Here is a 26,064-nt window from a genome sequence, read left to right as displayed (position 1 = left end):
TCATTCAGGGAAAAATCCATTTAAGTTATGAACAGGTTCTTCATTGATGCTTTACAAAACAGGTTGCTGTTATCATGCCATTTATTACTCCTCAACCCAGCTGGCAATATGCTCCATTGTCTCAGTCCTCTTTTGCTTTTGTTCTCCTGTATCTATGATCCAATGCCCTTTTCTTCCTGACTCCTTCACTGTCATCTCAAAGTGGCACATGGCGATCCCTATGTCAATACGTTGTATATTGTAGCCCATTGCTTTTGCATATCCTTTTGAAGAGCATAAGTAAAATTGCCATTGTTCCCCCATTTTCACTATCCTCCAAGGTTGTTTGTTGGAGGCTGATGGGGCTAGCCTTACCATCTCAAGGGGGGTTATGTATTCTCCAGCCTCTGACTGCTGTATTGGTTTATCAAACCCTTCATTGAAAAACAGCTCCTTCCAATCCTTTCGATTATTAGAGCCTGCTGTAAATCGCATTAAGGACTCCAGTATTCTTTTTTTCTCTACTTTATAACCAACAGGTGTGATCGCTGGTAGCATCTCATGATCCTGTAGTTTTAACAACTTTTCAAACCCGCTCCTAGTAAAGGTCCCTCCTAACCAACAGGTTCCTAGATTTAAAGCCGTTGCAAAAAGGATTAGTTTTTCAAATATGTATCCCAGTTGTTCTAAATCACCTTCTCCTTTTTCAACGATTCCTGCAATATAGGATCTAGCCCCCTTTATTACCCCATACGTTCCTATCTTACCATCAGTATTTTTAGCGATATCACCATCATTGATTAATTGAAATCGCACCTTAGGCTGAAAAGGTCCTTGTATTGTACTAGCAAACTCCATTAACTCCTGCCTTATTTCCTCAGGTATAGCATCTGACTTATAAGTCCTGACCGAGGTTCTATCTCTAATCACCTCTATAATTGGCCTATCAAAATACTGACTCATTTACCCACTCCTCCTGGGACAAGGGGACAGGTTCCTTGTCCCACTAAATCCTATCCACTACACTTTTTGGTATGCCGGTTATTCTGGCTATTTGCCTAATAGTTATCCCTTCAATCCTTTTTATTATTCTAATAATTTCATTTCGTTTTTCTATTTCAATGCGCTGCAATTCACTAACATTTAATATTCCCAGTTTCTTAAGGTATTCTATAACTTCATCATCGCAAATCTTTATCTTTTCTCTGTGTTTTAAGCACTGGTCATCATTTTTTTCGCTCATAAACTTAAGGAGAGACTCCTTTGATTTTGTTTTGTCACCTAAGATAAGGCTAAAGGCAAAATCAACCTCAACATGGTCGCTATTCCCCATATATTCCCTATAACTACTCCATACATATTTCTCCATGTCTTCAGTGATACCCGCTTTAAGAGGGTTTTGATGTATATATCTAAGTACGGTTAGAAAATACTCATCTGTTTCAACTGCTTCGCTTCTAAACCTTTCCTGAAACAAATGACCACATCTAGCATACTTTTGATTGTACCAAGAGACATAACTACTACTTATTCTTTTGACTATTTTTGATACTGACTCACCATTCTCTTTAATCAGTAAATGAATATGATTGTTCATAAGACAATAACCGAAAAGTTCATAGTTGCAAATTTTCTTATAGAATCTGATAGTGTCAATAAACCTTGTACGATCCTCATCAGCCTCAAATATATTCTGCCTATTATTTCCTCTTAAAATTAAATGATATATTCCACTATCACTTTTCTTTCGTGCTTGACGTGCCATCAAGATCACCTCAAAACAAGTATATCAGTTTTTTATTAGTTTTCAGTAGTGGGACAAGGTACCTGTCCCCTTGTCCCTTCCCTGAAAATTAGAAAAAAGATTCCTAATAAAAAAACACTAATCAAAACCATGTAGTGACCCAGCTCCGGAATAAAGTAACCCAGTCCCCCCCCTTTATAACCCATACCTCGTAAAATACTTAGGTGCAATGACAAAGGAATAGCCTTGTTAATCCATTGCAAGAATTCTGGTAATAAAGCAACTGGAACCTGACCACCACTTAACAAAAAGGAGGGGAGCATCAGAAAAACGATTCTGCCGTTAGCCTTCCCGGGGTTAGATGCTGTCCAACCCACCAGCATTGCCAATAAACCTGTACTGAATGTATACAAAAAGAATGGAATGAATATTTGCCACCAATTGGCTTCAAAGCGAAGACTACCAATCTGTTTGAGAATACCCATGACTAAATAGGATGAAGCGCAGGTAATGAGTGCATAGGGTATTATGCGTAATACAACGCAGAGAGGTTGTTGCAAATCCTCCTCCAAGCGACCATCCTGCCGAAGACGTGGAACTATTGATATGGTTTGTAAGCCAAGGAGGGCGACCATAACCACATTTATAAACAGAATAACGGAATTCATGAGGGTATGATTGGTGGGGTTATACAGGGTACGCTGCTCTAAAACCAAAGGCACACGAGCTCCTTTGGTTGCGTTTTCCATAGCAATGACTTCGCTGACTCCCGTGCGTATACTATTGGCACTGGCATTCAGGGTCATGTCTAAGTATAGGCCCATATTCAGAGGTCTCCCTTGTAAGAAAGCTGCCTCTAATCCCGCCGGGAGATATAATACGCCAGAATATTTTTCATTGTACAAAAGCAGGTCGGCTTCAATATAGTTGTCATAAATACCAACAACCTGAACATATTGGGAAGAATCTAGCTTATTGACTAGTTGTCGACTATAGGTGCTGTGATCAAGGTCAATAACCGCCAAGGGTGCTTCATTTACTACACCATTTTTAAATATATAGCCAAATAGGGCAGCAACCACCAAGGGAACGATCAGCATCAGGATAATAAATTTACCCCGGGTAATGTGCCTCCACTCATCAATGAGTGTTTTCACCGCTATTCACCTCCACTGTCATTCCAGGAATAAGCTCTGGGGTATTTTCTATATCAATGCGAATCAGAAAGGAACTTACATCTGCCTGTCCTTTTTCTCGACTCATTCTCATATTAGCATATTGAGGTGCTGAAGTTATATAGCGGACCTTACCTTCGACATTTCGTTTTAAGGCTACCACATAGCCCGACACCATGCTGCCGGGCTTATATTTATTAATTTGTGTTTCGTTAACATAGATATCGTAATATAATTGATTGGATTCTATGACAATAGCAATGACTCCTGGTGCGATATTTTCTCCAATCTTGGGAACAATACGGGACACTTTACCATCCGCCGGTGCTTTCAATACCATACGATCCTTTTGAACTTCTAAGGCTTCCAGTTGAACCATCATGGATTCCTTTTGCTTTTCAGCAAGTTCCACGTTATAGTCGTTGTTTTGGATATCTGTTTTTAGCTTTTTGAGGGCTGCCTGTTGCTGGGATAAGGCGTTTTTGGCGTTCTCAAGCTGAAAAGTGACGGTATCCAGACTTGCCTGAGCAACCGCCTCGGCTTCAAATAATGCCTTTGTACGATCATAGTTTATTTGTGCAAGGTCTAAGGCTTGTTTGACAGCTTCTACGGCCAGTATTTGACGCTCAACATCTTCCCCACGGTCTCCTTGAGCTTTGACCTGTTGGAGCTTGACGTCCTGTTGTTGGATATCAGTCTTTAGTTTTGCTATTTGCAATTCGAGGTCAGTAGGCTCAAGTGTCATCAAAACATCACCCTGTTTTACCTGTTGCTCCTCGATAACTTGTATAGCTATTACTTTGCCACCCACCCCTTGAAAGGATAGGTTCAAGGTATCGGCAGTTAATAAACTGTTTTTCGTCACGGAAGCCATTGTTACGGCATCCTTACCCTCAAGCATCATCAAGGTCCCCCCGGTAAAGAGGGCAGTAATTAATAAGATAAAGGGGAGCAATCTTTTTTTCATATACGTGAATCCACTCCTGTTATTTGCTAAGATTTAGTAGTTTGAATTAATCCTGCTACAGTTACAGGTCCTAAAAAGGTAAGTTTTAATAAAATCACTGACATATCCCGTGGAGATTCCTTCATACCACTTTCTAACCAGGACTGAATAACCCCAAGGTATGCTGAGCTAAGATAAGCAGTCCAATAATCGGCAGGAACCATCATTTTTTCCTTATTAAAGGTTTGTACCCTTTTTAATAATGCTTTTCTCAATACCTCTTTCAGCTTCACTTGAAAGGATGGATTACCCTTGGGTCCCAATATAACTTTAATAAAGGGGGAATTTTCTAATATGTATTCAAATAGTTTTATTACGAAAGGAAATGGTTCAAAATAATGCTTTAATTTCACTACTTCCTCTGGTCTTAGCTGGAGTGCAGCCTTTATAATTTCGTTGATTTCTGTAATAATCTCATCTTCACATTTTTCTAGTAGGTCTTGTTTATCACGATAATGCAAATAAAAGGTTCCCCGATTAATATCAGCTTTTACAGTTAGTTCATTTACTGTGATACCATCAAAACCCTTTTCTTCCATTAACTCAGCTAGGGCACTCCGAATCAATCTTTTCGTTCGAATGGTTCTTCTATCTATAGTTTTTTTTGGCATATTTTATCTACTCTCTAATAATAGTTAGACCTCTTAGCACAAACCCAAGAATCCATTATTCCGCAATATTTTCTAAACAACGTGTTCATTAACGATCTATTTGTATAGTATATTATTAGGTGTTTTTCCACAATAAACAATATCCCTAAGAAAGTTAATAAATCAACAACCACATAAAAATTGTTAATAATAACTATAAAAAAAGACAAACCTCACTAGGAAGAATGTCGGGAGGGGAGGGACAAGGTACCTGTCCCCTTGTCCCTATGCGTTGAACCTATAGCCGGTTCCCCATAGAGTTTCGATGTATTGTGGATCGGCAGGGTTAGGCTCAATCTTTTTCCTTACCTTTTGAATGTGAACAGCCACGGTAGCAGGTTCACCGAAATAATCCTCACCCCATATCTTCTCGAACAACTTCTCTTTGCTGAAAACAATATTGGGGTTGGAGGCAAGAAATAATAAAAGTTCATACTCTTTGGTGGTCAAGATAATCTCCCGGCCATTGACAAGAACTTTGTGGGAAGAAGTATTGATCTCTAACCCCCTATGGCTGATAATCTCTACGGATGCCTTCTTGCCCATTAGACGTTCATATCTCTGGATGTGAGATTTTACTCTGGCAACCAGTTCAGCCGAACTGAAGGGTTTTGTCAAATAATCGTCAGCACCGAAGCCTAGGCCTCTGATTTTATCGATGTCTTCGCTTTTGGCTGAAACAATGATTACCGGAACCTCTAAATTTCTGCGGATTTCCCTGACAATTTCGTAACCGTCTATGCCTGGTAGCATTAGGTCGACGATAATAATATCGTAACCACCGTCTAAGACCTTTTGTAAACCTATTTCGCCATTTTGGCAAATATCTACTTTATAACCGTTTAACTGGAGGTAATCCCTTTCCAGTTCAGCAATATGAAGATCATCTTCAATTATCAGAATATGCTTCATGGCCAGACCCTTTCTCCGTAGATAATGGAATTGCCAAAGTAAAACATGAGCCTTCTCCGACAACACTTTCAACCAATACTTTTCCGCCGTGTGCTTCCACCAATTCTTTAGCTATAGACAGACCTAGACCTGTACTCATTAAGTCTTTAGTTCTCTCACTATCAACCCGGTAGAATCGGTCGAAAATTCTAGGAAGTTTATCTTCAGGAATCCCTGGTCCGTTATCCCTTATAGTCAAGTAGCTGAATCCTTCACTTTTATATAGTCGTGTTTCCAGCCTCAGAGCCCCCGGTGGTCCATATTTGATAGCATTACCGATAATATTGCGGATTACCTGATAAATCCTTTTCCTGTCAATAACTACATTATACTTTTCTGCCATATCATCGGTATAATGAAATTCAAAGCCCCTTTCCTGGAGCTCAAAGCTGAATTCGGTCATCAGATCATGCATATAAGCTTTAATTGGCACACTTTCCATCTTGAACTCCAACTGGTGCATGTCAAGTTTGGAAAACAAAAAGAGATCATCTATTAAATGGTTAATATAAACTGTGTTATTATTTATGATTTCTAAGTATTGAGCCATTTTCTCAGGTGAGGTAACAATACCGTCCTGAATTGCTTCAATATAGCCTTGAATGGCGGTAATTGGGGTTTTCAGATCATGGGATATATTGGCAATCAGCGCCTTCCGGTTTTCTTCATACTCCTGCTTAAGATTTTCATTTTCCTTTAACTTTTCTGCCATAATATTAAAAGATTCAATTAGGAAGCCGATTTCGTTACAAGCGTTATTATCTATCCTCACATTGTAATTACCCTTGGCAATTTCCTTAACTCCATCATGAAGCTGTAAAATAGGCTTGAAAATTCTTTTTTCTAAGTGACTAATCCAAACAAAATGAACAAGATGTCCTATGATAAACAGACCGAGTAAAAACGTGAGAATTTTGTTGACAGGGAAATAAATTAGCATATAAATCAATAGGATGATCAATAGCAAAAAAACAGGCCTTAGGAATTTCAAAGATTTGTGGGATAAAGCAAAGTCTCTGTGCCGGTACTGCTTCATATGATGCATACGATGCATATAAGAATGATAAAATCTATGTGATTCCTTAAATCTCTGATATTCTTCCGGGTTAAACTTTCTATGTCTATACATGATTCACCTACAACCTTTTCCTCATTATATCCTATAGTTTGGAAATTTTAAAACAAGTCATGGGAGCTGAGCATAGCTCCCATGACTGTTTCTCTAATCATACTAAGTTATAGCTTGGTGGAAACATGCAATTTTACAAGCCAGGCAGCCGGTACAGTTTTGTGGATTATTAAGGTGAACATGATTATGCAAAAAAAAGTTTACTTTAGCCAGTACGTCATTGGGACATTCTGCAATACATTTACCGCAACCTCGGCACTTTCTCACATCTATTGAGATATACCTGGTCTTTAGAATTCTTTTCCTAGGTTGACGCAAGATTGCTTTTAGCATCATGGTTCACCAATTAATTATTTATAAAAGTGAGCTTAGCTTTTAAGTTAAGGCTATGACCTTCATCCAAGCTACCTTGCCGCTTTCCACTTAACAGTATCTCAACACTTTCTATCTCATTATTTTTATTGATCTGGGCAGTTAAGATCAGTTTTGGATTTTGTAATTCATGAAATTCTTTCATCAAGCAATGTCCATGTTGATGATTTTCATGGGCATGCCCATGACCATGGCTTTCCATAAAATGTTGTTTTAATTCTTGCAATTCCTTTGGTAATTCATTCATTTCCAGAGTTATCAAGTTGGAATTGTCTGTTTGTGGTTCAACCTTTGTTCTGTTCAATATGTCCAGAGCTAAAGTTAATCCCGTGAAAAGGCCTTTCAGACCCCCGTGCCCCCGGTGATGGAAATGAGGATGTCTTCCCCTAAAGCAGCCCTTTGACTGTGACTTACTCAGTTGTGTGTATTCTGTGTTACTCTCATGTTTGAATGTTTTCCCCTGGTAGTCCATTTCTGTCTTTATTTTGGCTACCATAAGACCTGAAGTCAAATTCTTGGAAAATTCATTTTCCATATGGAATATTGCTGTACTATCCTTGGCACATTCGACCTGCAGAAAACCATTAAATACTTCCTTTTCTTTCATGGTTTTAGCGATATCATACATAAGTTTAATCTTGTTCATCTGAACAACCTCCCTTTTTGTTTATAAGGTCATTCTAAACGGCAATATTAAACTCACTTTAATCGAACTATAAATTTTTTATAAAATATATGTTGTCTCCTACTCCTGCTAATCTATTGATAAATAGTATAATCTAAACTTTTAACGGAGAACATCACGCTTATTTAGGAATTTATAGGCAATAGGAAAATCCCAAAGATAATAAAAAATAAATATACCAATATAGGTAAGTACCATTGCCAAAATTCCATCCCTTGCTCCGGGTTACCATTTGATTTTTGTACCAAGTAGAACAGCATTATAGCGGTTGTGGCTATTTCATTTAAATTAAGGCTAAGGTTATTTAAAGGAGTCAAAAAACTTTTTCAAGTCCTCTTTAGTTTTTGCGTTCAAGTTATGCCACCTTATTCCTTGTACTGCACCCTCCAGACCGCAAAGGGAACTAAAGCAGGTATCCCCCTCTAGCATGCGCAGTTTTATAAAAGCCTCTTTACTTCCTATTTTCCTTAATGATTCCACATCGTTGATTCCAACTGCTGCAAGACGTTTTTCCATTATTTTACCTATATTTGGTAGGTTGGTTAAATCTGACATATTGACCCCTCTTTTCAAAAGATCTTTTGACTTGTGGCAAATGCGTGGTAAGGCAGGGATAACAACAGGTATTAAGAATAAAAATAACCTCTTACACATATTTTACCATTTTACCTCAAATCTGTGTAAGGGGTATATTTTAATAGCAATATAGAATTAAATCGTCATATTTTTATGTTTTATAAGGGTGTTTAACCTTTAAAATATAAATTTTTCAATATCTAAAATTAACCATAACTGTTCATCTTTTTTGACTATGCCTTTAATATAATGATTATTACCTACCATTAAATCAACTTTCTGCATTTCTTCATCTAGAATGTCTTCTACTTCACACACATTATCTACAATTAGTCCGAATTTCCTATTATTAATTTCAATAATAATAATTCTTGTATCTTCAGTATAATCTTGCTCCGATATACCCAAGAATCGTCCTAGTCTAACCACAGGAATAACCTTATCTCTTAAGCTAATAACTCCTTCAATTACGGTTGATGTCCCAGCAATAGGTGTTATCGTTTGCAATTTGATAATTTCCTTTGATGACATAATATCAATACCGTATCTTGTAGCACCAATCTCAAAGATTACAGCTTTGGTTTTTGACATGATGACACCACCTTACTACAAATCATTTGATATCTTGTTTAATTGCTCGGATAATGCCATAATTTCCTCAACACTGGCATTTACTTCTTGTACAGCAGCTGCCTGTTGCTCAGTTGTACTTAGAGTAGAACTAGAAGTATCCAGGGTTTTTCCAACAGATTTTTGAATATGTGTAGTTAAATCTCTAATTTTTACAACTGTTTGCTTTGATTCGTCTGACAGCTTGCGAATTTCCTGAGCCACTACTTCAAAACCCCGACCGGCCTCACCAGACCGGGCTGCTTCTATTGCAGCATTTAGACCAAGCATCTTTGTCTCATCAGCTATTTGTTTAATAAAGGCTAGGACTTCATTAATTTGTTCTGATAAAGATTGAACATTACTTATTTCTTGATTTAATAAGTTTTGATTTTGGGAAACCTCCGCAGCAGAGGCAGCCATTTGTTCCATGGAAGCGGCTATCTGTGTAAGCCCTTCATGAAGATTATTTGACATATTTTTTAGTTTATATTGACTGTATCCAATTTTGGATAGGTTATTTGCAACCATGTAGAGAACTTCAGCAGCTGCTTGAATGCTTTCCTCAGTTCTAATTTCAATTTTGTTGGCTGCCTCTACAAATTTATCTGGATCAACACCAATTTCCTTGGCAGTTTGTTTAAAACGTTCAGCATCTGGCGCTTGATCTAAAATCTGCCCACCCAAGATGGTTCCAAGTTGACGCCCTTCAAGTATTATAGGTGCAGCAAAATCGATTAATCCGGCGTGGCAATGATATACTGCAGGTTTTCCTGTCCTTGCTGCTTCTTCTCCACCCTTACGGTGTGATTCCGCACAACGATCATCCCCTATTTTGGTTGAATGTGTAAAATTCATACAAAATTCAGTATAACAACTTGGCCTGGTTACCGGGTTACCTTTATCATCCACAGTTACACTCGCTAATCCCATACCTTTTGCAAAATTATCTTGAAACTTTTGCAAGAAGTCTAAATCAATTACATCAGATAAATTTAAAGAGGAAACGTCAAAGAATTCTGAAGCCTTCTGTTTAAACATATTGAGCCCTCCATTGCAATTTGTCTGTTGATAATAAAAAGGTGCTTTGATATTAGGTAACTAAGATAACAACTATAAAACTACGATATTTACTTTTCTGCTACATACCGATTTTGCCAAGCATTATACTCAAAAGTCAGTTCATACCCCCCTCTTTCTAGGTAATAACTTATTGATTGATAAGCTAAATTCTTTACCTGTGGAATATTATTATCCTTATTGTATTATCCGTTTTCATCTAATCCATTAATTCGACATTTTTTGACATTTTCCTTCTCTTTTGAATTTTTTTACCATTACTATAATTAATAAGATTCTATTATTAATTAATTTTAGGCACTAAATGTTCTTCAGGTGAATAGTGTTTTTTTACTTGTCAAATTTCTCTTAGACGGAGAAATATATTTGATTATTAAAAGTTAAAAAATACAATTATATATTTTACTGTAATGAAGGACTAACAATAATAACTAAGGAGTGAACCTAATGTCTATTAATGTTTTATATTAATTTTAATGGCAACTGTCGTGAGGCAGTAGCGTTTTACGCTGAAGTTTTTGCAGCGGAAAAACCTCAAATTATGACTCTTGGAGATACACCAGCTTGCCCGGAATTTTCTATTCCAGAGGAAGCAAAAAATTTAGTAATGCACACACGGCTTAACATAATGGAAGCAATGTCATGTTTTCTATATTTTTCCGGGTATGCCTTTTGTTGCGGGAAACAACATAAGCATTTCCATAATCAGTAAAAACATGGATGAAGTAAAATCTTTATTTCATAAACTGAAAGAAGGTGTTTCTGTAGACATGGAGCTTCAAGAAACATTCTGGAGTAAATATTACGGCTATGTAACCGATAAGTTTGGAATTCCTTGGCAATTTAACTATGACAGTGGAGAGGCAAATAATCTTTTTTGCTGATAAAAAAAAGAGGTATAATACCCCTTTTCCTTATAGTTTATATTTGCAGAATTTTTGTGACTTAAACTGTCTTTCCATTCGTATGTTTTAAACTAAATGCTTTCTATTATTCATTTAAGTATGTACTTACCCTGTCTTGAATTAACCGGGCAGTCATCTCCGCTGTCTTTTGTCCGGTAAAGAAGGCAGTGGTTTCCTCCTGCACAATTGAAATAATCTTTTGGTTCGTTCCGTTATATCTGTTGGCTTTATTAAGCAGGTTTTCCACAAAATCGATCTCCTCCTGAGTTGGAGGTTGCATCGTTATGGTCTGGGCTTGGCTGCCGTTGGCCACTTTTATGATTCCTCCTCCACTTTTTTGTAAAGGCTGGATAATATCCTGGGCAATTTGGGGAACCACACTCTTATTAATTGGCATTCCCATAAGTGTCCTTTGGGTCATCATCTCATCAGAAACCAATAATTTCAGGAATTCCCAGGCCAGTTCTTTATTGGCTGACTTGTTGCTGATCCCATACATAGAGTCCGTGGAAAAGAACAGATTGCCTTCGTTTCCGGGAGTCTTTAAAAATTGAACCTCTCCGTTGAAAGTCATCTTGGCCGCTTGAAGACCCATAAATCCTCTCATGGAAGTCACATTGAAAATAAGATTGCCCCGTGATGCCAGCTCCATCATTTTGTTCTGGGTTGTATCCGTATTAACCATCTTGTTGTCAATCAGATACTTACTAAGGTTCAGGATGTCAAGAAATTCTTTTTCAGTAAAATGGGCTATCTTTCTCTCCGGATCGACTAATTTGCTAAAGTTTTCTTTAACTAAAGATGTAATCAGCATTTTTTCATCCATCCCGGCCAGGGCATACATCTCCTGGGTTCCCCCGTTTTTGTTGTCCATAATAACCTTTTCCGCAGTTGTTACAAAATCATTCCAACTCCAGGTGTTGTCATCAATTTCCACCTGGGAATTTTCCAGCAAAGTTTTATCGGCGGCCATCATATCAATACTGAAACTAACCGGCAACCCATAGAGATTACCCTTATATTTTAAAGCCTCCAGAACATTCTGGTAGTATTTGCTGCTGTCGAAGCTCTGATCCGACTGCATCATCTGATCTATATTGACCAGAAGATTTTTATCCGCATAGGTCTCATAGGGCAGGTTGTTTAACAAAATAATATCGCTGCCCTGGCCGGACATAAGCTGGGTATTCATAGCCGTTACATATTTTTCAATATCGCTGGGATCTTCTGTCCTAATCATTACACCGTTTCCTGAAGCAGGGGGCAAGGGGTTGGAGGTATATTCTTTCACTTCCACGCTAACGCCAGGATGAAGATCTTCAAATTTTTTTACTGCTGTATCCAGGTACATATCTTTGGTCACAACCGAAATGGTCAGGGACTCATTTTCTTCCCCGGTAGCCTGACTGTTTCCACAACCGACGGTAAATAAGCCTAGGAAGAGGACCAGGACCAAGGTTAGTGTCAGGCAAAGGATTTTTTTACCAAAAACAACTTCAGTTCTATTTTTTGTCACAAAAAGCACCCCTTTTCAAAATCTAACAAACAATAAGAATCTATGTTAATCGTGGACATACCATTAATTGGGGACATACCTGTCCATAAAGAAATACCTAAACTTTAGCAGGTGTGTCCCCTTTCCGCTATATTCACCCCACTTTCTTTATCGAAAAAATGGATTTTTGACATATTAAAACCCACCTTCACTTTCTGTCCAGTTTCGACCTGTAATTCCGAGTCCACCCTAACAACCACCTCTATCTCCGCTATCTTTACATATTGATAGGTCTCAGACCCCCTCAATTCGGTAAACTCCAGCCTCCCACTCAAAATACACTCAGGATGGCGGGCCAGTAAATCTCCTTTTCCGTAAAGATGCTCCGCTCTTATCCCTAGTATCACTTCCTTGCCTAGATATCCCTTATCTTTTAACTCTTGTCCCCTTGCAATGGAAACGAGCAAGAGAGAATCAGCTACTTTGGCAAAAATACGGCCATTTTGCTCTATAATTAAGGCTTCCAAGAAATTCATCTTGGGGCTGCCTATAAAGCCAGCCACAAACCTATTAACCGGGCGGTCATAAATGCGTTGCGGGTTATCAATTTGCTGGATAAGGCCATCCTTCATTACAACAATTCTGGTTCCCATGGTCATAGCTTCTGTTTGATCATGGGTCACATAGACAAAAGTCGTCTCCAGATTTTTATGGAGCTTGGCAATTTCTATTCTCATCTGAGTTCTCAACTGAGCATCCAAGTTGGACAGGGGTTCATCCATCAGGAAAACCTTGGGCTTTCTCACCATAGCTCGTCCCAGGGCTACCCTTTGCTTCTGCCCGCCGGAGAGCTCCTTGGGTTTGCGGTCAAGCAGGTCTTCGAGAGCAAGGATCCTGGCCACTTCTTGCACATTTTTCTTAATTTCATCCTTAGGTATCTTTCTTAATTTAAGTCCAAAGGCAATATTGTCATAGACCGTTAGATGGGGATAAAGGGCATAGTTTTGAAAAACCATGGCAATATCCCTTTCCTTGGGAGCTACGTCATTAACTAACCTGTCTTCGATATATATTTCACCGGATGAAATTTCCTCCAATCCAGCAATCATCCTTAATGTGGTTGTTTTGCCACAGCCCGAGGGTCCTACCAATACTAAGAACTCTTTATCCTTTATTTCAAGAGAGAGATCTTTGACTGCTGTAACGTTATCAGGATAGATTTTATATAGATTTTTCAAAATTAGATTGGCCATCCAGTTCACTCCTCACAGTAAACGAAATTACGGTTGAAAATATAGAGATGAATAGCAAAAGTACTCCCTTGGTATCTATGACGGGAGGCATTTTTGTCATCAGCAACAATGCGATACTTATGACTAAGGAGACCATCATGATAGCACAGCAGAAAACTTCGACTTTTAGAAGTTTTTCCCCCAACATCTTTACCTGATAAAGCCCTAGATAGAATAGCGGCAAACCAAGGAAAATGCTTAAAAATAAATTCCAGTTCTGAATGGTATTTAGAATATTTAACTGGGTTTCCCCTGACGTTGCTACATACCCAGCACTTTGAACCTTAGCTTGTATCACGTTCTTCAAAAGGTTGCTAAAAAATGAAATATCTATAAGCTCATTGGGTATGTTTTCCGGCGAAATATATAAAGGAAATTTGATTAATCTCCATAACAGAAACATCACCGAGACAATCACTAATATTTCTGCAATACCAAAAATAAGCCGGGCGGCGTCCCCCCTAATAATCTCTGAAAAATATTTTTCTTGGAGTCTTAAGCGAAAGAAACGATAAATACTCCTTGTTTTTCGCCTGAATATACCGAAAAGCACCACAACTGCTCCCATGCCTACCACAAAATTACGCAGCAGGTTCTTTTGTTCCAGCAGGAGACGTTCCATGTTATAATCGATAATTTTGTAATTGGCAGGGTCTTGGCCAATTGAACTCAGGGCCGTTTTAAAATCGGCGACATTGCGGCCTGTGGTTCCGATATCCCTTGTTTCCACTTCCAAAGAGGTTATTTTAAAACTAGACTCGAATTCCACTAGCTTTTTAATCGGTATGTACACTGTACCGTACCCCTTGTCCATCAAGGTTCCAATCAGGGAGCGTTCATCCTCTATCACCCCGATTATTTTAAATTTCCAGCCATATAGTTCTATATCCAGGCCTACCACATTGCAGTTCTGAAAAAGATTCTGAGCCATTTCTTCATCGATTACGGCAACTAGTTGGTTTTCATGATTGGAGGTTAAAAAACTGCCTGCTTTCTGGTTTATTTGATGGAATTGATTATACCTGTCATTCACCCCCAGCACCTTGGCCTGACTTTGGTTTTGCTTATAAACTACAGAAGTTTTTGTTTCCAGGGCGTAAGCCAGATCATAGTCCCGGAGGTTGTATTGGGCTAGTTGTCTCATATTCTCCAGGGAAAAAGAGCCACCCCCCGACTGCTTGGAATTGCCTAGCCAAGTGGCGGTATTTTTATTTGTTTTATGCGGTCCATTTATTTCCGCAAATTTAGCGGACAGTGATGCCCCCAGGATTGGGCTTAAGGTTAAAATAAATATGCCCAAGGCCAGAATAAGAAAGGCTAGTTTGGCCGGTTTCAATTTGCTGCCTCCTTAAGAACTTTATCCCCATCCTCCACCGGTTTATTGCTTTGTATCACCACTTCGTCTATTACCATACTTGTAAGGGCTGACTTAGTACTATCGGTGTCTTCTACAATTACTTCCATTTTTTGCAAATAGCTCTCTGTGCCTAAAGGTCCTTTTCTTGATTTTAAGACAAAGATATAGGAACCGATGCTGTCGTTATAAACCGCGCTGTTGGGGACAAGGGTAGTGTATTGTTTCGTTTTTTTGCTTAAATAAACTTGTCCCTTTTCACCTCCTGTCAAGCCTTCCAGAGACACGTCGACCCATAAATCCTTCTCTTCTCCTTTATATTGGCTGTTATCTACTATCCTCTCAATTTTCCCTTCGGTCTTTTTGTCCACTAAGGAGAAAATATTAACACTGACCGTGTCTCCAGGCCTGGCATAATCGGCTAAGTCACTGGCTATTGGTACTACAAGCCGGAAACCTTGACTAGGATCGGCCAATTTAAACAGAGGCATCGAGTTGTTGGCCATAGAGCCTTTGTCAAAATTCAATTCCGTGATTATACCGTCTACGGGTGCTGTATACACGCCATTGTTTTCCACCTGTTTGGCTAGGCTTTCCACCTTTCTGGCCTGTATTTCCAGATTAAGCTGGATATTCTCACAGTTTCTTTCCGCATCCGTCAGGTTCTTTTCGGCATTTTGAAAATTTACCGATGTTTCAGCACCCAGTTCAAATAGGTATTTTAGGTTGTTATAATCCCTTTGTTTTTGGGCCTGCTCTTCCCAGGCCCCAGCCAGGGAAAGCTGCAATTGCTGATAGCGGGCCAGTTCATCCTGATAATTGGACTTCAGACTGTCTATGTCCAGGCTAAGGATGGGCTGGCCTTTGCTAACCTTATCCCCCAACCCCACCATGATATCCTTGACTCGTAAATTGGAATCAGTATATTCCTCCCAGATTGATTTAGCCTCAATCGTCCCTTCCCCGAATATTTCCTTAATTAAAGCCCCATTCGTTGGCCGGGCCACTTCGACCCTGGGAAGGGTAAAGTTATTGATGGTATTGGAGAAGAATGTCAAAAAGATCATCCCTATAAGGAACAGCAGGCCCAACTTCCCTATCACCTTTTTTCTTTGTGCATTATCCCCAATTGCTTCATTGTGCAATTTTCTGTCTCCCTTCTTGAGTAAGTTCTTAGCCTTTGATTCCCGAAAGCCGGATCCCTTCCAGTAAATATTTTTCTGCATAAAGGAAGATCAATAGTATTGGCATCATATACAGAGTAGCCGCGGCAAAGGCTACCCCCTTTTCATCAGCAATTATTTTAGAAAGATACAGAGAAAGGGGCTGTTTGGCAGCATCCTGTAAAAAAATCAACGGCTGTTCGACCATGTTCCAGTTATCAATAAAAACAAGGATAGCCATGGCTGCTATGCCAGCCCTGGACATGGGTAAGATTATTTTGAGGAAGATCTGTAGCTGGCTGGCTCCGTCTACTTTGGCTGCTTCAAGATAGGAATCCGGTATTTGCTCCATATACTGTTTTAAAAGAAATACGCCAAAAGTACCGAAAATGCCGGGAAAGATAATGGACAAAGAATTATTAAGCAGGCCCAGCTTGCTGGCCATTATATAATTGGGCACAAGGGTTACCTGAAATGGCATTAGCATCACAATGATATACAAAAAAAATAAGAAATTTCTCCCTTTAAACTTTAGTTTGGCAAAGGCATAAGCAGCCAAAATTGAAACAATAGTTTGCCCAATGACGATAGGGAAAGTAATCAGCACGGAATTCCAGAACATGAAAAGAAACTGAATCTTTTTAATAAGCACGGTATAATACTGCTTTAGTACTACTACGTCGGGTATAAGCTGGAACCGGGCAAAGGGATTCGTGTCGTCAGCATTATAGTTGCTTAAACTTTTGGTTGTAACCACATCATAATTATTGGCGATTGCCTGTTCACTCATAAATGAATTCGTAATGGTTACAACTAAGGGAAACAAGAAGAAGACAGCCAGAAGCAATAAAATTGTAAAATGGAGTATTTTTTTTATTTTACGATTCAAAACACTAATCCCCCCATTTAAGGAAATGGACAGAAATGTCCCCAACTAGTTTTTAATTAATCATGCTACTGATTTTTCTCTCCACAATAAAAAGCAGTAAAACGACGGCCACTATAAAGAAGGCCATAATGAAGGCCGCAGAAGTCAGTTTCTGATAATCCAGAGCCATGAACATATTATTCATGTAGTGCTGCAGCATATAGATACTGCTATGGGGATATTCACCGGAGATAAGATACGTCTCCCTGAAAACCTTGAATGAATTGATAATTGAGATGACAAAAATAAAAAAAGCCGTAGGGGTTAGATAAACCAGGGTTATCCGAAAAAACTCCTGCCAGCGGCTGGCTCCGTCTATCCTGGCCGCTTCGTAATATTCAGCCGGTATGTTCTGCAATCCAGTCAGAAACAGGATCATGCTGTAACCAATGTTTTTCCATAGATAAACCACCAGAACCACAATCATGGCCCAGTCTGTTTTCATCCAGTCCATAGGTTGGAGACCCAGGGTATGAATCAGGGAATTTAAAACTCCGTTGATATCAAAAAAGGCCTGCCAAACTAAAACCACTGAGGCTACGGGCACCACCAAAGGAGTTATGAAGATAGTGCGAAACAGATTGCTGTTCTGTATTTTTCTATTTAGTAACAAAGCCACTCCCAGGGACAGCATCATATTCAGAGGCACACAGATTAGAGTAAACTTGGCTGTATTTGCCAGAGCCGATAAAAAGCTGGGGTTTTTTAACAACGACACGTAATTATGTAATCCGACAAAATTACCGTTAAGGGGACTGTCCACCAGGGAATAGTAAAAACCGTTGACAAAGGGGAGCAGGTAAAAAAGAGAAAAACCTATCAGGCTTGGCCCAAGAAAAAACCAGGCCAGGCACTCATTTTTCATTGTCAATTTATTTTTCATATTTGCCACCTTAGTTGTGATGAATCGAGCAATGGCTTAATATTACTAAAGTTTTTTGGCAGCTTGATGGAGTTAATAAGGCAGTTTTGTGACAACCTCGTGGCGTCTATGTGACAGTTTTGTGGCAAAGGTTGTTTTTCTGTTTTTTTCCCTTAGGCTTATGCTAAAATCATCTACAGGTGATCATTAATGAATAAAACAATTTTAATTGTAGAAGATGAACCCCGCATGCAAGACATCATAGCGGATTATCTGCAAAATGAGGGTTATCAGACGCTAGTGGCCAATAACGGGGTCGAAGCTCTGGAACTTTTTAAAAAAAATAGAGTTGATTTAATTCTCCTTGATGTTATGATGCCAAAATTAGACGGGTTATCCGTTTGCAGGAATATCCGCAAATATAATTCCCAGGTCCTCATAATTATGCTGACCGCCAAGTCTGAAGAAAATGACAAGCTTTTAGGTTATGAATACGGGGCCGATGACTATGTAACTAAACCCTTCAGCCTCAAAATCCTGGTGGCAAAAATAAACGCCCTCTTAAAAAGGGCGGGTGATTACCTTAAGGAATCGCCGGAAATTCATTATGTTGGCCGTCTGGTTGTCAATGAACTATCACATACCGTAGCCCTGGCCAACGAAAATATAGAACTAACCCCCAAAGAGTTTGAGCTTCTGGTTTATTTTATTAGGAATAAGAATATGGTGCTTTCCCGAGAGATAATTATGAACAAGGTATGGGGTTATGAGTATTACGGAGATTTAAGAACTGTCGACACTCACGTGAAAAGGCTTCGGCAGAAATTAAAAAGTGAAAGCGATATTATTTCTACCGTCAGGGGCATCGGGTATAAACTTGAGGTGATAAAATGAAAAAGAAAAGTATTACCTTTAAGCTTTTTATCGTTACAGCCCTGTTCTTTATCCTTTTTACCAGCATTACTATGCTCCTGCAAACACTTTTTATTGAAAAGTTTTATTTCGATAAAAAAACCAAAGATTTTGAAGCCAATTTCAGGGCCTTCATTGCCACTTATACTAATTCAGTAAAAAACAACAGGGATTATACAGGCTTATTGGTCGGGTTCCAAAACGAAAACAACGCCAATACAGCAATCATCAATCTATCGAGTGAAACCCTACGTATTTTTGAGGATAAAAAACAATTCATACTTAGAGCCAAGTCATCTTCAGACCCAGTTACCCGGAACAATATCACAGATAATATTACTACTGACAATATGGACAGTAGAGAGGATAAAAAACAATTCATAATTAAAATTGCCTCAGCCCCTTTCGTCCAGCCCAATATCACAAATAATATTATTACTTACAATATGGACAGTAGGATAGAAATGCTGATCAATGGATTACAGCAATGGACCTTAGACCCCCAAGGGGTCTCCAGAGTCATTGACGAAGGTCAAATTATGATTTACAGCTCTGGCGTGAAAATTGACGGTCAAAACAGCCTAGTGGGGATTGCACCTATTGTAATCGACAATAAAGTGACCGGCGTTTTAACCGCTGCAACTTCGTTACAACCCATTGGAGAAGCCGCATCAGTCATTAAGCAATTTTATGTTTATTTTTACGCCATCGCTCTGTTATTAATTATAATCTTATCCCTGATTTTCTCGAAAATGATTGCTAAACCGCTTCTCACACTTAACAAAACGGCTTTAAAAATGTCCGAACTTGATTTTTCTGCCAAATGCCCTGTCAACTCCAAGGATGAAATAGGCAGTTTATCCGCCACCTTAAATTTTCTCTCCGAAAAGCTGAATTCTTCATTACTGGAATTAACGGTTGCCAATGAAAAGTTAAAAAAAGACATTGAGAAAGAAAAACAACTGGAAATAATGAGAAATGAATTTATTGCAGGGGTATCCCATGAATTAAAAACTCCCATCTCCCTCATCAGCAGCTATGCTGAAGGAATCAAAGACAATATTACCAACGGAGTAAAACGGGAATATTATTCTGATATTATCATCGATGAAACCAAGAAAATGGCCTCGCTGGTTGAGGATATGCTAGATCTCTCTCAGCTTCAATCGGGCACTTTTAATCTGAAGGTCGAAGATTTCCCAATCATTAGTTTATTAAACGATATTGTAGAGAGGTTTATGGCCAATGCCCAGCTTAAAGGAAAAACCTTTGATCTGCAAACTCCTTTAAATGACCTGGAAGTGATAGGCGATATGTTCAGAATTGAACAAGTCCTTACAAATCTTTTCGATAATGCTCTAAAATATACTCCCATAGGTGGCATCATAAAAATTTTTGCCGAGGATAATGGTGATATAGTGCTTATAGAAATAGAGAATCCTGGCAAGCATATCCCCGAAGCCGAGCTGCAAAATATCTGGAGTAAATTTTACCGGATTGAAAAGTCAAGGAACAAGGATCTGGGCGGAACAGGACTCGGACTTGCCATAGTCAAAGATATCCTCGCTCTCCATGGTAGTGAGTATGGGGTGATGAATACAACATATGGTGTCAAATTTTTCTTTACCCTAAAAAAAACCTTGAGTGTTATCAATCGTAAGCAATTATTGCCCAACTCTGACGCATAGCGTATTCATAAAAAAAGAAAGCCGGGATCCACGATCCACGGCTTTCTCTCCGGGCGAGCCAATGCCCGTTCAGCTGGTTATTCTACTACATCAACTTCTACTATTTCTTCCAAAACAACATCTTCATCGGCCTCATCATCAGTTAGATTCTCATCTACTATTTCTTCATCAATTAATGTTTCTTCCTCATCCACTATATCTTCCTGAACTACTGTTTCATCTATATCAGTTGCAGGCTTGTCCATTATGTCAACCCGATTCTGTTCGCCATTCCAATTAACATCTTTACCTAGGCTTTCGGCAACAAAGCGCAAAGGTACGTAAGTACTATTATCAATTATTTTCGCAGACACGTCTAAGGTTACTTCCGTTCCATCAACTGTGGCAGTAGGGTTATCTATCTGTAACCATATGCCGCCAGAAGTAATTGACCTATCATCAGCATACCATACTACTTCCTGGCCCATTGCCTCAAAAATGGCCCTTAATGGCAACAGTGTCCTGCCTTCTTCAATAACAACCCGGTTCTCTGTAACTAAGCTACTCTCATTAATATAGATCGCCGGTGGCGCCGCCGCCATCACAAGGCTGGTACTTAATAAAAAAAGACATAAAGTTAATGTTGCTATTAATTTCTTTTTCATTTTAACCTCCTTATTTTACCTTTGCCTGATATTCAGGGTCCTTGATTTTGCTTCTTCCCCCCTCCTTGAATAATTTTGGTTACTCTATTTTTTCTTTTATAAATTTATAGAATTTGCTATTATATCTTCATTTTCCTTCAATTTTCACAATTTTACACAGTTTATCATGTTTTTTCACATTTATAATAAAGCTAAAAACCTTGGCATTTAGTCAAGGTTTTTCTAAGGATTTTACAGTTCAAGGGTAAAAGTGAAGGTGGTTTCCTTATTTTCCACACTGTTGACATATATTTCGCCGCCCAACCTCTCTATGGTTGTTTTTGCAATGGATAGTCCTAAACCATAACCTCCATTTTCATGTGTTCTGGAAGAATCTGCTCTATAGAATCTGTCAAAAATCTTAGGTAGATCTTTTTTTGCTATTCCTTTTCCAGTATTCTTTATAGAACAGACAGCTTGCCTTTTTTGTCTTATTAGCAATACATCAATAGAGCCATTATCATCTGAATACTTTATGGCATTTTCCAATAAAATGGTGATAACCTGTTTAACTCTTTCCGCATCGCCTTTAACAATTATGTCTGGCTCAATGGAGCGGTTTAGCTTAATACCCTTTTCATTCATCATCACTTCCATGGACAGTATAACATCATTTATTGCGTTGCTAATATTAAATGGCATTTTTATTACCTTAAAATTAATATCCTCTATTTTTGCTAAAGATAAAAGTTCGTTAATAAGCTTTGTCATTCTATCAGTTCCGATTTTTATATAGCTAAACCATTTTATTTGACTTTTAATGGTTTCTTCCTGATTTGCTAAAAGCAAGTCATAATTAGCATTTATTATCGAAAGGGGTGTTTTTAACTCATGTGAGGCATCAGCAATAAATTGTTTCTGCTTTTCCCAAGTTTGAGCTATTGGTCTAATGGCCCGGTTAGCAAAGTACAGGCTAATAATAAAAATAGCAAAAAGCATAATTAATCCCACAAATAGTAATGTGATAAGGAGTTCAAACAGTGTTTTTGTGTATACTGTCACATCCAAAAATGTAATCTGATAATTTCTTTCGGTGCTGGTATATAGTAATCCATTTCTATAGAAGACATGTTGACTGGCTTGAGTTATTACATATTGCCATTGTTTACCCTCTAATGTTACTGTGGAATAGTCTTTTTTATTTCTCCAGGCAGCCTTGGCAGCCTTAAAATAAGCTTCTTCAGGCATGTCAATAACAGAGCTGATTTTTAATACCTCACCTTCGGAGTTTACCTCAATACTAAATGCAAGAAGATCATCTGAAGGAAAGATAATGGTTCTTCTTTCCGCAACCATTGGCAACTCTATTCCTTCTATTCTTAGTTGTCTCTCTGCCCGCGAAGCCAATTTATTTTGGATATCTCCTTGTATGTTGCTATAGGTCATAAAATAAATGATAGCAAATGCAATAATCATCACTATTGAAGTAATTGACATGTTAATAATGAGGAATTTGTTGCGCAACTTTGTAAACATTTTATTCCCTATCCTCTACCGATTTTAAGACATACCCGGCACCCCTTATTGTACGGATAGAGACACCGGATTCCAGATTATTTAATTTTTTTCTTAAAAGGGATACATGTATTTCTACACGGTTATCTTCAGCATCAGTATCATAACCCCATAATTTTTCAATAATATTCTCTTTTGAGATAATCATGTTATTTCTTTTGATTAATAATTCCAATAATTGGGATTCCTTTAGGGTTAATTTTGTTTCCCTATTCTCGCAGTTAAGGATAAGGGTATGTGGATTCAACCGGATATCTCCAAATTTAAGTATACCGTCATTTATCAGTTCGGTTTTTCTGCGGCCCAAGGCGCGTAAACGAGCTAACAGCTCGTCAGAATGGAACGGTTTTGCCAAATAATCATCAGCACCACTGTCAAGACCGATGACCTTGTCTTCTGTTTCTCCCCTTGCCGTTAATAAAATAACAGGGACTTCAATACCTTTCCTACGCAATTCTCTTAATATATTTATACCATTCATTTTTGGAAGCATAATATCGAGAATTATGATGTCGTAGATTCCAGAAAGTCCAAAATCCAGTCCATCTTCCCCATTGTGCACCAAATCAACGCTATAGTTATTCTTTTTTAGGACCTGAGCAATGGCTTCTGCCATATACTTCTCATCTTCGACCATTAAAATTCTCACCTTCATGCCTCCCTTATTATTTTTTTACTATATCACAAAAGTATCCGCAAAAAAGAGGCTTGCAAAAGCCCCTTAATTGTGGATACTTTGCTCTCGAATTAAACCTTTGCGACTTTGGAAGGATGTTTAGTTGGGTGCGATACTTTATTGATAGTCTAGTTTTCACCCCTTATAATCTTATTACCAGTGCCATCGTTTTTAAGCGTAGCTCCGCCTTGGACATTGAATGCCGGTAAAAATTCGGGGGCATTCTCACTCCAGGTTTCTCCACCATCGGTTGAGTATAGCATAGTTCCGTTTTCGTTCTTTATCCTTACCTTATATCCTGTACCATCGTTGGATACCATACCTTCAATGACGGTTCCATTTACACCCCTTATCATCTTATTACCAGTGCCATCTTTTTTAAGCATAATTCCGTCCTGAGCATTGAATGCAGGTAAACCTTCGGGTGCATTCTCACTCCAAGTTTCTCCACCATCGGTGGAGTAGAGCATGGTTCCGTTTTCGTTCTTTACCAGAATACCTGAGCCACCCTCGAGTGCTAAACCTCTAATGATTTTTCCTGCTTCTGCATTGAATGCCGGAAAACCTTCGGGAATATTCTCACTCCAGGTCTCTCCACCATCGGTTGAGTACATTTTGTTTCCATTTTCGTTTTTGACCAGAATACCTGAACCGCCCTCGGGAGCGATACCTATAATAACTTTTCCTTCCTTAATGTTGAATGGTGCGCCGTCCGGAACATTCTCATTCCACGTCTGGCCACGGTCAGAGGAATAAGATATTTGGCCCTTTTCAAATTTGCCCAGCATTATAGTATTAGAGCTTTCTGCAAAAGCAGTTCCAGTCCCTAGTGTAGTAACCAGCGCTCCGCAAAGAATAGCAACCCCAGCTTTCTTCTTTGTAGTGTTCAAAACTTTTAAAACTTTACTATTCATGATTATGATACCTCCAATAATTTTTTTGTAGCAGCTGCTTTACATTTATTATCATAAACAAACTACCTTTAGCGAACCTTTAATAAAATTATTAAAATGAAAAACAGCATAAAAAAGCGCTCCTTGTGTAAAACAAGGAACGGCTTTTTTTACCCTTAAGATCATATTTTAACATGCGTGCTCACATTAGGTGCCGCAAAAGGTTCGGTAAGGGCGGTCTGATGACTCAGGCAGAACGGAGTAAGCAGCCTGTTCCGAAGAGTGAGCGTAGGGATTCGAAAGAACATCCAGAAGTTTTTCCATTACTCTGTAATCCCCTTTTTTCACTGCAGCCTCTAATGCTTCTTCTACCCGGTGATTGCGGGGAATGAGCGCAGGATTGCAGCTGCGCATCAATTGGTGCGAGGAGGCTTTTGGTTCCTGCTGACGGCTTAGCCTTGCCTGCCATCCCTCATGCCACTGTGAGAATTCCTTGGTATTAAATAGCCCCGTTTCTTCAATTTTATCAAAGGTTAATGCGCGAAAAGTATTAATAAAGTCCGCCCCATACTTCTCCATGATACTGAGGAGTTCCTCAATAAGGGATTCATCCTGCGGTTCTTCATTGAATATTCCCAGTTTAGATCTCATTCCCCCGAGCCAATTACAATGATACAAATTAGTAAAATTCGCAATCTCATCCTGAGCCAGCTGTACGGCCCGCAATTCATCCTGATGCAGAAGGGGCAAGAGGGTTTCAGCAAACCTGGCCAGATTCCAAGCGGCAATTTGGGGCTGATTTCCATAGGCATAGCGACCATGCATATCTATGGAACTGAATACCGCTGTCGGGTCATAGACATCCATAAAGGCACAGGGACCATAGTCAATGGTCTCTCCACTAATAGACATGTTGTCGGTGTTCATCACCCCATGGATAAAGCCAACCAGCTGCCATTTAGCAATTAGCCTGGCCTGACGTTTAATCACTTCTTGAAGTAGGCTAAGATAGGGATTCTCATCGGTTTCAACCTTTGGAAAATGTCTTTGTATTGTATAATCAGCCAGGGCTCTGAGTTCCTCAACAGTACCCCAGTTTGAGGCGTATTGAAAGGTACCGACCCGTAAATGACTGGCGGCCACCCTGGTTAAAATTGCTCCAGGCTGTACAGTTTCACGGATTACTGCTTCACCCGTTGTCACCACCGCCAGGCTGCGGGTAGTATTAATACCAAGGGCATGCATTGCTTCGCTGATGATGTATTCCCGCAGCATCGGCCCAAGGGTCGCTCGGCCATCTCCCCGTCGGGAGTATGGAGTTTTCCCCGAACCCTTCAATTGAATATCAACCCGTTCACCAAGGGGTGTAATTTGCTCGCCAAGGAGTAAAGCTCGCCCGTCTCCCAACAAAGTAAAGTAACCGAATTGATGTCCCGCATATGCTTGTGCAAGGGGCATAGAACCTTCTGGTGCCCGGTTGCCGGCCAATACCGCTAGGCCGTCTTTGCTCTGAAGATACTCAAGGTCCAGCCCCAGGTAATTGGCAAGAGTATAATTGAGGAGGATCAACTTGGGTGCTGGTACAGGGGATGGGTTAAGGTTGGAAAAAAATATTTTGGGCAACCGGACGTAACTATTGTCCAGTTTCCATCCTGTTTCTATTATTGCTGTTCTATTTGTCATTGTATCTCCTTTTTCCTTATCTTTTGTACTTTAGTTTTTTGTTCTAGGTAATACAAAAA

At 39.1% G+C, this 26,064-nt stretch carries 26 protein-coding genes; 3 read left to right on the top strand and 23 right to left on the bottom strand.

All coding sequences use genetic code 11. From position 1 onward, the window contains the following. Positions 1-84: 84 nt before the first annotated feature. The 12 genes from P6N53_RS01525 to P6N53_RS01475 form a co-directional block, all read right to left on the bottom strand. A complete protein-coding gene (locus P6N53_RS01525; RefSeq protein ID WP_304540603.1) occupies positions 85-942 on the bottom strand; it encodes a nitroreductase family protein in 858 nt (285 codons plus the stop codon). Positions 943-985: 43 nt separating this feature from the next. Next, positions 986-1,744: a transposase gene (locus P6N53_RS01520; RefSeq protein WP_304540601.1), complete on the bottom strand. Its 759-nt coding sequence runs from the start codon at positions 1,742-1,744 to the stop codon at positions 986-988. Positions 1,745-1,779: 35 nt separating this feature from the next. After that, entirely contained in the window at positions 1,780-2,880 is a 1,101-nt protein-coding gene (locus tag P6N53_RS01515; RefSeq protein WP_304540600.1) for an ABC transporter permease, read from the bottom strand. After that, on the bottom strand, positions 2,864-3,865 hold the full coding sequence (locus tag P6N53_RS01510; RefSeq protein WP_304540599.1) for an HlyD family secretion protein: 1,002 nt from the start codon (positions 3,863-3,865) through the stop codon (positions 2,864-2,866). The genes P6N53_RS01515 and P6N53_RS01510 overlap by 17 nt, the downstream gene beginning before the upstream one ends. 26 nt (positions 3,866-3,891) lie before the next feature. Further along, complete coding sequence (locus P6N53_RS01505) at positions 3,892-4,515, bottom strand: TetR/AcrR family transcriptional regulator (protein ID WP_304540597.1); 624 nt, start codon at positions 4,513-4,515, stop codon at positions 3,892-3,894. Positions 4,516-4,779: 264 nt separating this feature from the next. Beyond that, positions 4,780-5,466, bottom strand: coding sequence for a response regulator transcription factor (locus P6N53_RS01500; protein WP_304540596.1), 687 nt, complete (start codon positions 5,464-5,466; stop codon positions 4,780-4,782). Then, on the bottom strand, positions 5,444-6,634 hold the full coding sequence (locus P6N53_RS01495) for a HAMP domain-containing sensor histidine kinase (protein ID WP_304540595.1): 1,191 nt from the start codon (positions 6,632-6,634) through the stop codon (positions 5,444-5,446). The genes P6N53_RS01500 and P6N53_RS01495 overlap by 23 nt, the downstream gene beginning before the upstream one ends. A 102-nt stretch (positions 6,635-6,736) precedes the next feature. Further along, a complete protein-coding gene (locus P6N53_RS18705; protein WP_373322964.1) occupies positions 6,737-6,967 on the bottom strand; it encodes a 4Fe-4S dicluster domain-containing protein in 231 nt (76 codons plus the stop codon). A gap of 13 nt (positions 6,968-6,980) precedes the next feature. After that, complete coding sequence (locus P6N53_RS01490; protein ID WP_304540593.1) at positions 6,981-7,652, bottom strand: hypothetical protein; 672 nt, start codon at positions 7,650-7,652, stop codon at positions 6,981-6,983. A gap of 339 nt (positions 7,653-7,991) precedes the next feature. Beyond that, positions 7,992-8,246: a TfoX/Sxy family protein gene (locus P6N53_RS01485; protein ID WP_304540591.1), complete on the bottom strand. Its 255-nt coding sequence runs from the start codon at positions 8,244-8,246 to the stop codon at positions 7,992-7,994. Positions 8,247-8,444: 198 nt separating this feature from the next. Beyond that, positions 8,445-8,858, bottom strand: coding sequence for a chemotaxis protein CheW (locus P6N53_RS01480; RefSeq protein WP_304540589.1), 414 nt, complete (start codon positions 8,856-8,858; stop codon positions 8,445-8,447). A 15-nt stretch (positions 8,859-8,873) separates the two neighbouring features. Continuing rightward, on the bottom strand, positions 8,874-9,917 hold the full coding sequence (locus P6N53_RS01475) for a PocR ligand-binding domain-containing protein (protein WP_304540587.1): 1,044 nt from the start codon (positions 9,915-9,917) through the stop codon (positions 8,874-8,876). A 704-nt stretch (positions 9,918-10,621) separates the two neighbouring features. On the opposite strand from P6N53_RS01475, the gene P6N53_RS01470 reads away from it, so the two are divergent. Next, positions 10,622-10,840 carry a VOC family protein gene (locus P6N53_RS01470; protein WP_308447255.1) on the top strand — a complete coding sequence of 73 codons (219 nt, stop codon included), beginning with the start codon at positions 10,622-10,624 and terminating at the stop codon, positions 10,838-10,840. A 106-nt stretch (positions 10,841-10,946) separates the two neighbouring features. On the opposite strand, the gene P6N53_RS01465 is transcribed toward P6N53_RS01470, so the two are convergent. The 6 genes from P6N53_RS01465 to P6N53_RS01440 form a co-directional block, all read right to left on the bottom strand. Continuing rightward, a complete protein-coding gene (locus P6N53_RS01465; RefSeq protein WP_304540583.1) occupies positions 10,947-12,377 on the bottom strand; it encodes an ABC transporter substrate-binding protein in 1,431 nt (476 codons plus the stop codon). A gap of 104 nt (positions 12,378-12,481) precedes the next feature. Further along, entirely contained in the window at positions 12,482-13,609 is a 1,128-nt protein-coding gene (locus P6N53_RS01460; protein ID WP_304540581.1) for an ABC transporter ATP-binding protein, read from the bottom strand. Further along, the gene (locus P6N53_RS01455) at positions 13,578-14,984 is read right to left on the bottom strand and encodes an ABC transporter permease (RefSeq protein WP_304540580.1); all 1,407 of its coding nucleotides are present in this window, start codon (positions 14,982-14,984) and stop codon (positions 13,578-13,580) included. The genes P6N53_RS01460 and P6N53_RS01455 overlap by 32 nt, the downstream gene beginning before the upstream one ends. Further along, a complete protein-coding gene (locus tag P6N53_RS01450) occupies positions 14,981-16,147 on the bottom strand; it encodes an efflux RND transporter periplasmic adaptor subunit (RefSeq protein ID WP_304540579.1) in 1,167 nt (388 codons plus the stop codon). The genes P6N53_RS01455 and P6N53_RS01450 overlap by 4 nt, the downstream gene beginning before the upstream one ends. Before the next feature lie 28 nt (positions 16,148-16,175). Continuing rightward, positions 16,176-17,054 (bottom strand): carbohydrate ABC transporter permease, encoded by an 879-nt coding sequence (locus tag P6N53_RS01445; RefSeq protein ID WP_304540578.1) that lies wholly within the window; start codon positions 17,052-17,054, stop codon positions 16,176-16,178. 52 nt (positions 17,055-17,106) lie between these two features. Then, complete coding sequence (locus P6N53_RS01440; protein ID WP_304540576.1) at positions 17,107-17,976, bottom strand: carbohydrate ABC transporter permease; 870 nt, start codon at positions 17,974-17,976, stop codon at positions 17,107-17,109. A gap of 189 nt (positions 17,977-18,165) precedes the next feature. Between P6N53_RS01440 and P6N53_RS01435 the strand changes: the two genes are divergently transcribed. Next, on the top strand, positions 18,166-18,849 hold the full coding sequence (locus tag P6N53_RS01435; RefSeq protein WP_304540575.1) for a response regulator transcription factor: 684 nt from the start codon (positions 18,166-18,168) through the stop codon (positions 18,847-18,849). Beyond that, complete coding sequence (locus P6N53_RS01430) at positions 18,846-20,555, top strand: HAMP domain-containing sensor histidine kinase (RefSeq protein ID WP_304540573.1); 1,710 nt, start codon at positions 18,846-18,848, stop codon at positions 20,553-20,555. The genes P6N53_RS01435 and P6N53_RS01430 overlap by 4 nt, the downstream gene beginning before the upstream one ends. Positions 20,556-20,632: 77 nt before the next feature. On the opposite strand, the gene P6N53_RS01425 is transcribed toward P6N53_RS01430, so the two are convergent. The 5 genes from P6N53_RS01425 to P6N53_RS01405 all read right to left on the bottom strand — a co-directional run bounded on the left by P6N53_RS01425 (position 20,633) and on the right by P6N53_RS01405 (position 26,005). Beyond that, a complete protein-coding gene (locus tag P6N53_RS01425; RefSeq protein ID WP_304540571.1) occupies positions 20,633-21,199 on the bottom strand; it encodes a copper amine oxidase N-terminal domain-containing protein in 567 nt (188 codons plus the stop codon). Positions 21,200-21,430: 231 nt separating this feature from the next. Then, positions 21,431-22,714: a sensor histidine kinase gene (locus P6N53_RS01420; RefSeq protein ID WP_304540569.1), complete on the bottom strand. Its 1,284-nt coding sequence runs from the start codon at positions 22,712-22,714 to the stop codon at positions 21,431-21,433. Between the two features lies 1 nt (position 22,715). Next, positions 22,716-23,402, bottom strand: a complete 687-nt coding sequence (locus P6N53_RS01415) for a response regulator transcription factor (protein WP_304540567.1) — start codon at positions 23,400-23,402, stop codon at positions 22,716-22,718. Positions 23,403-23,557: 155 nt separating this feature from the next. Next, the gene (locus P6N53_RS01410; RefSeq protein WP_304540566.1) at positions 23,558-24,343 is read right to left on the bottom strand and encodes a WD40/YVTN/BNR-like repeat-containing protein; all 786 of its coding nucleotides are present in this window, start codon (positions 24,341-24,343) and stop codon (positions 23,558-23,560) included. A gap of 186 nt (positions 24,344-24,529) precedes the next feature. After that, positions 24,530-26,005, bottom strand: a complete 1,476-nt coding sequence (locus P6N53_RS01405) for a protein adenylyltransferase SelO (protein WP_304540563.1) — start codon at positions 26,003-26,005, stop codon at positions 24,530-24,532. Positions 26,006-26,064 lie beyond the last annotated feature (59 nt).

The organism is Desulforamulus aquiferis (assembly GCF_030577015.1).
GTDB lineage: Bacteria > Bacillota > Desulfotomaculia > Desulfotomaculales > Desulfotomaculaceae > Desulfotomaculum > Desulfotomaculum aquiferis.
The sequence above is the reverse complement of the archived record's forward strand: the minus strand, read 5'-3'. Positions and strand labels throughout refer to the sequence as shown.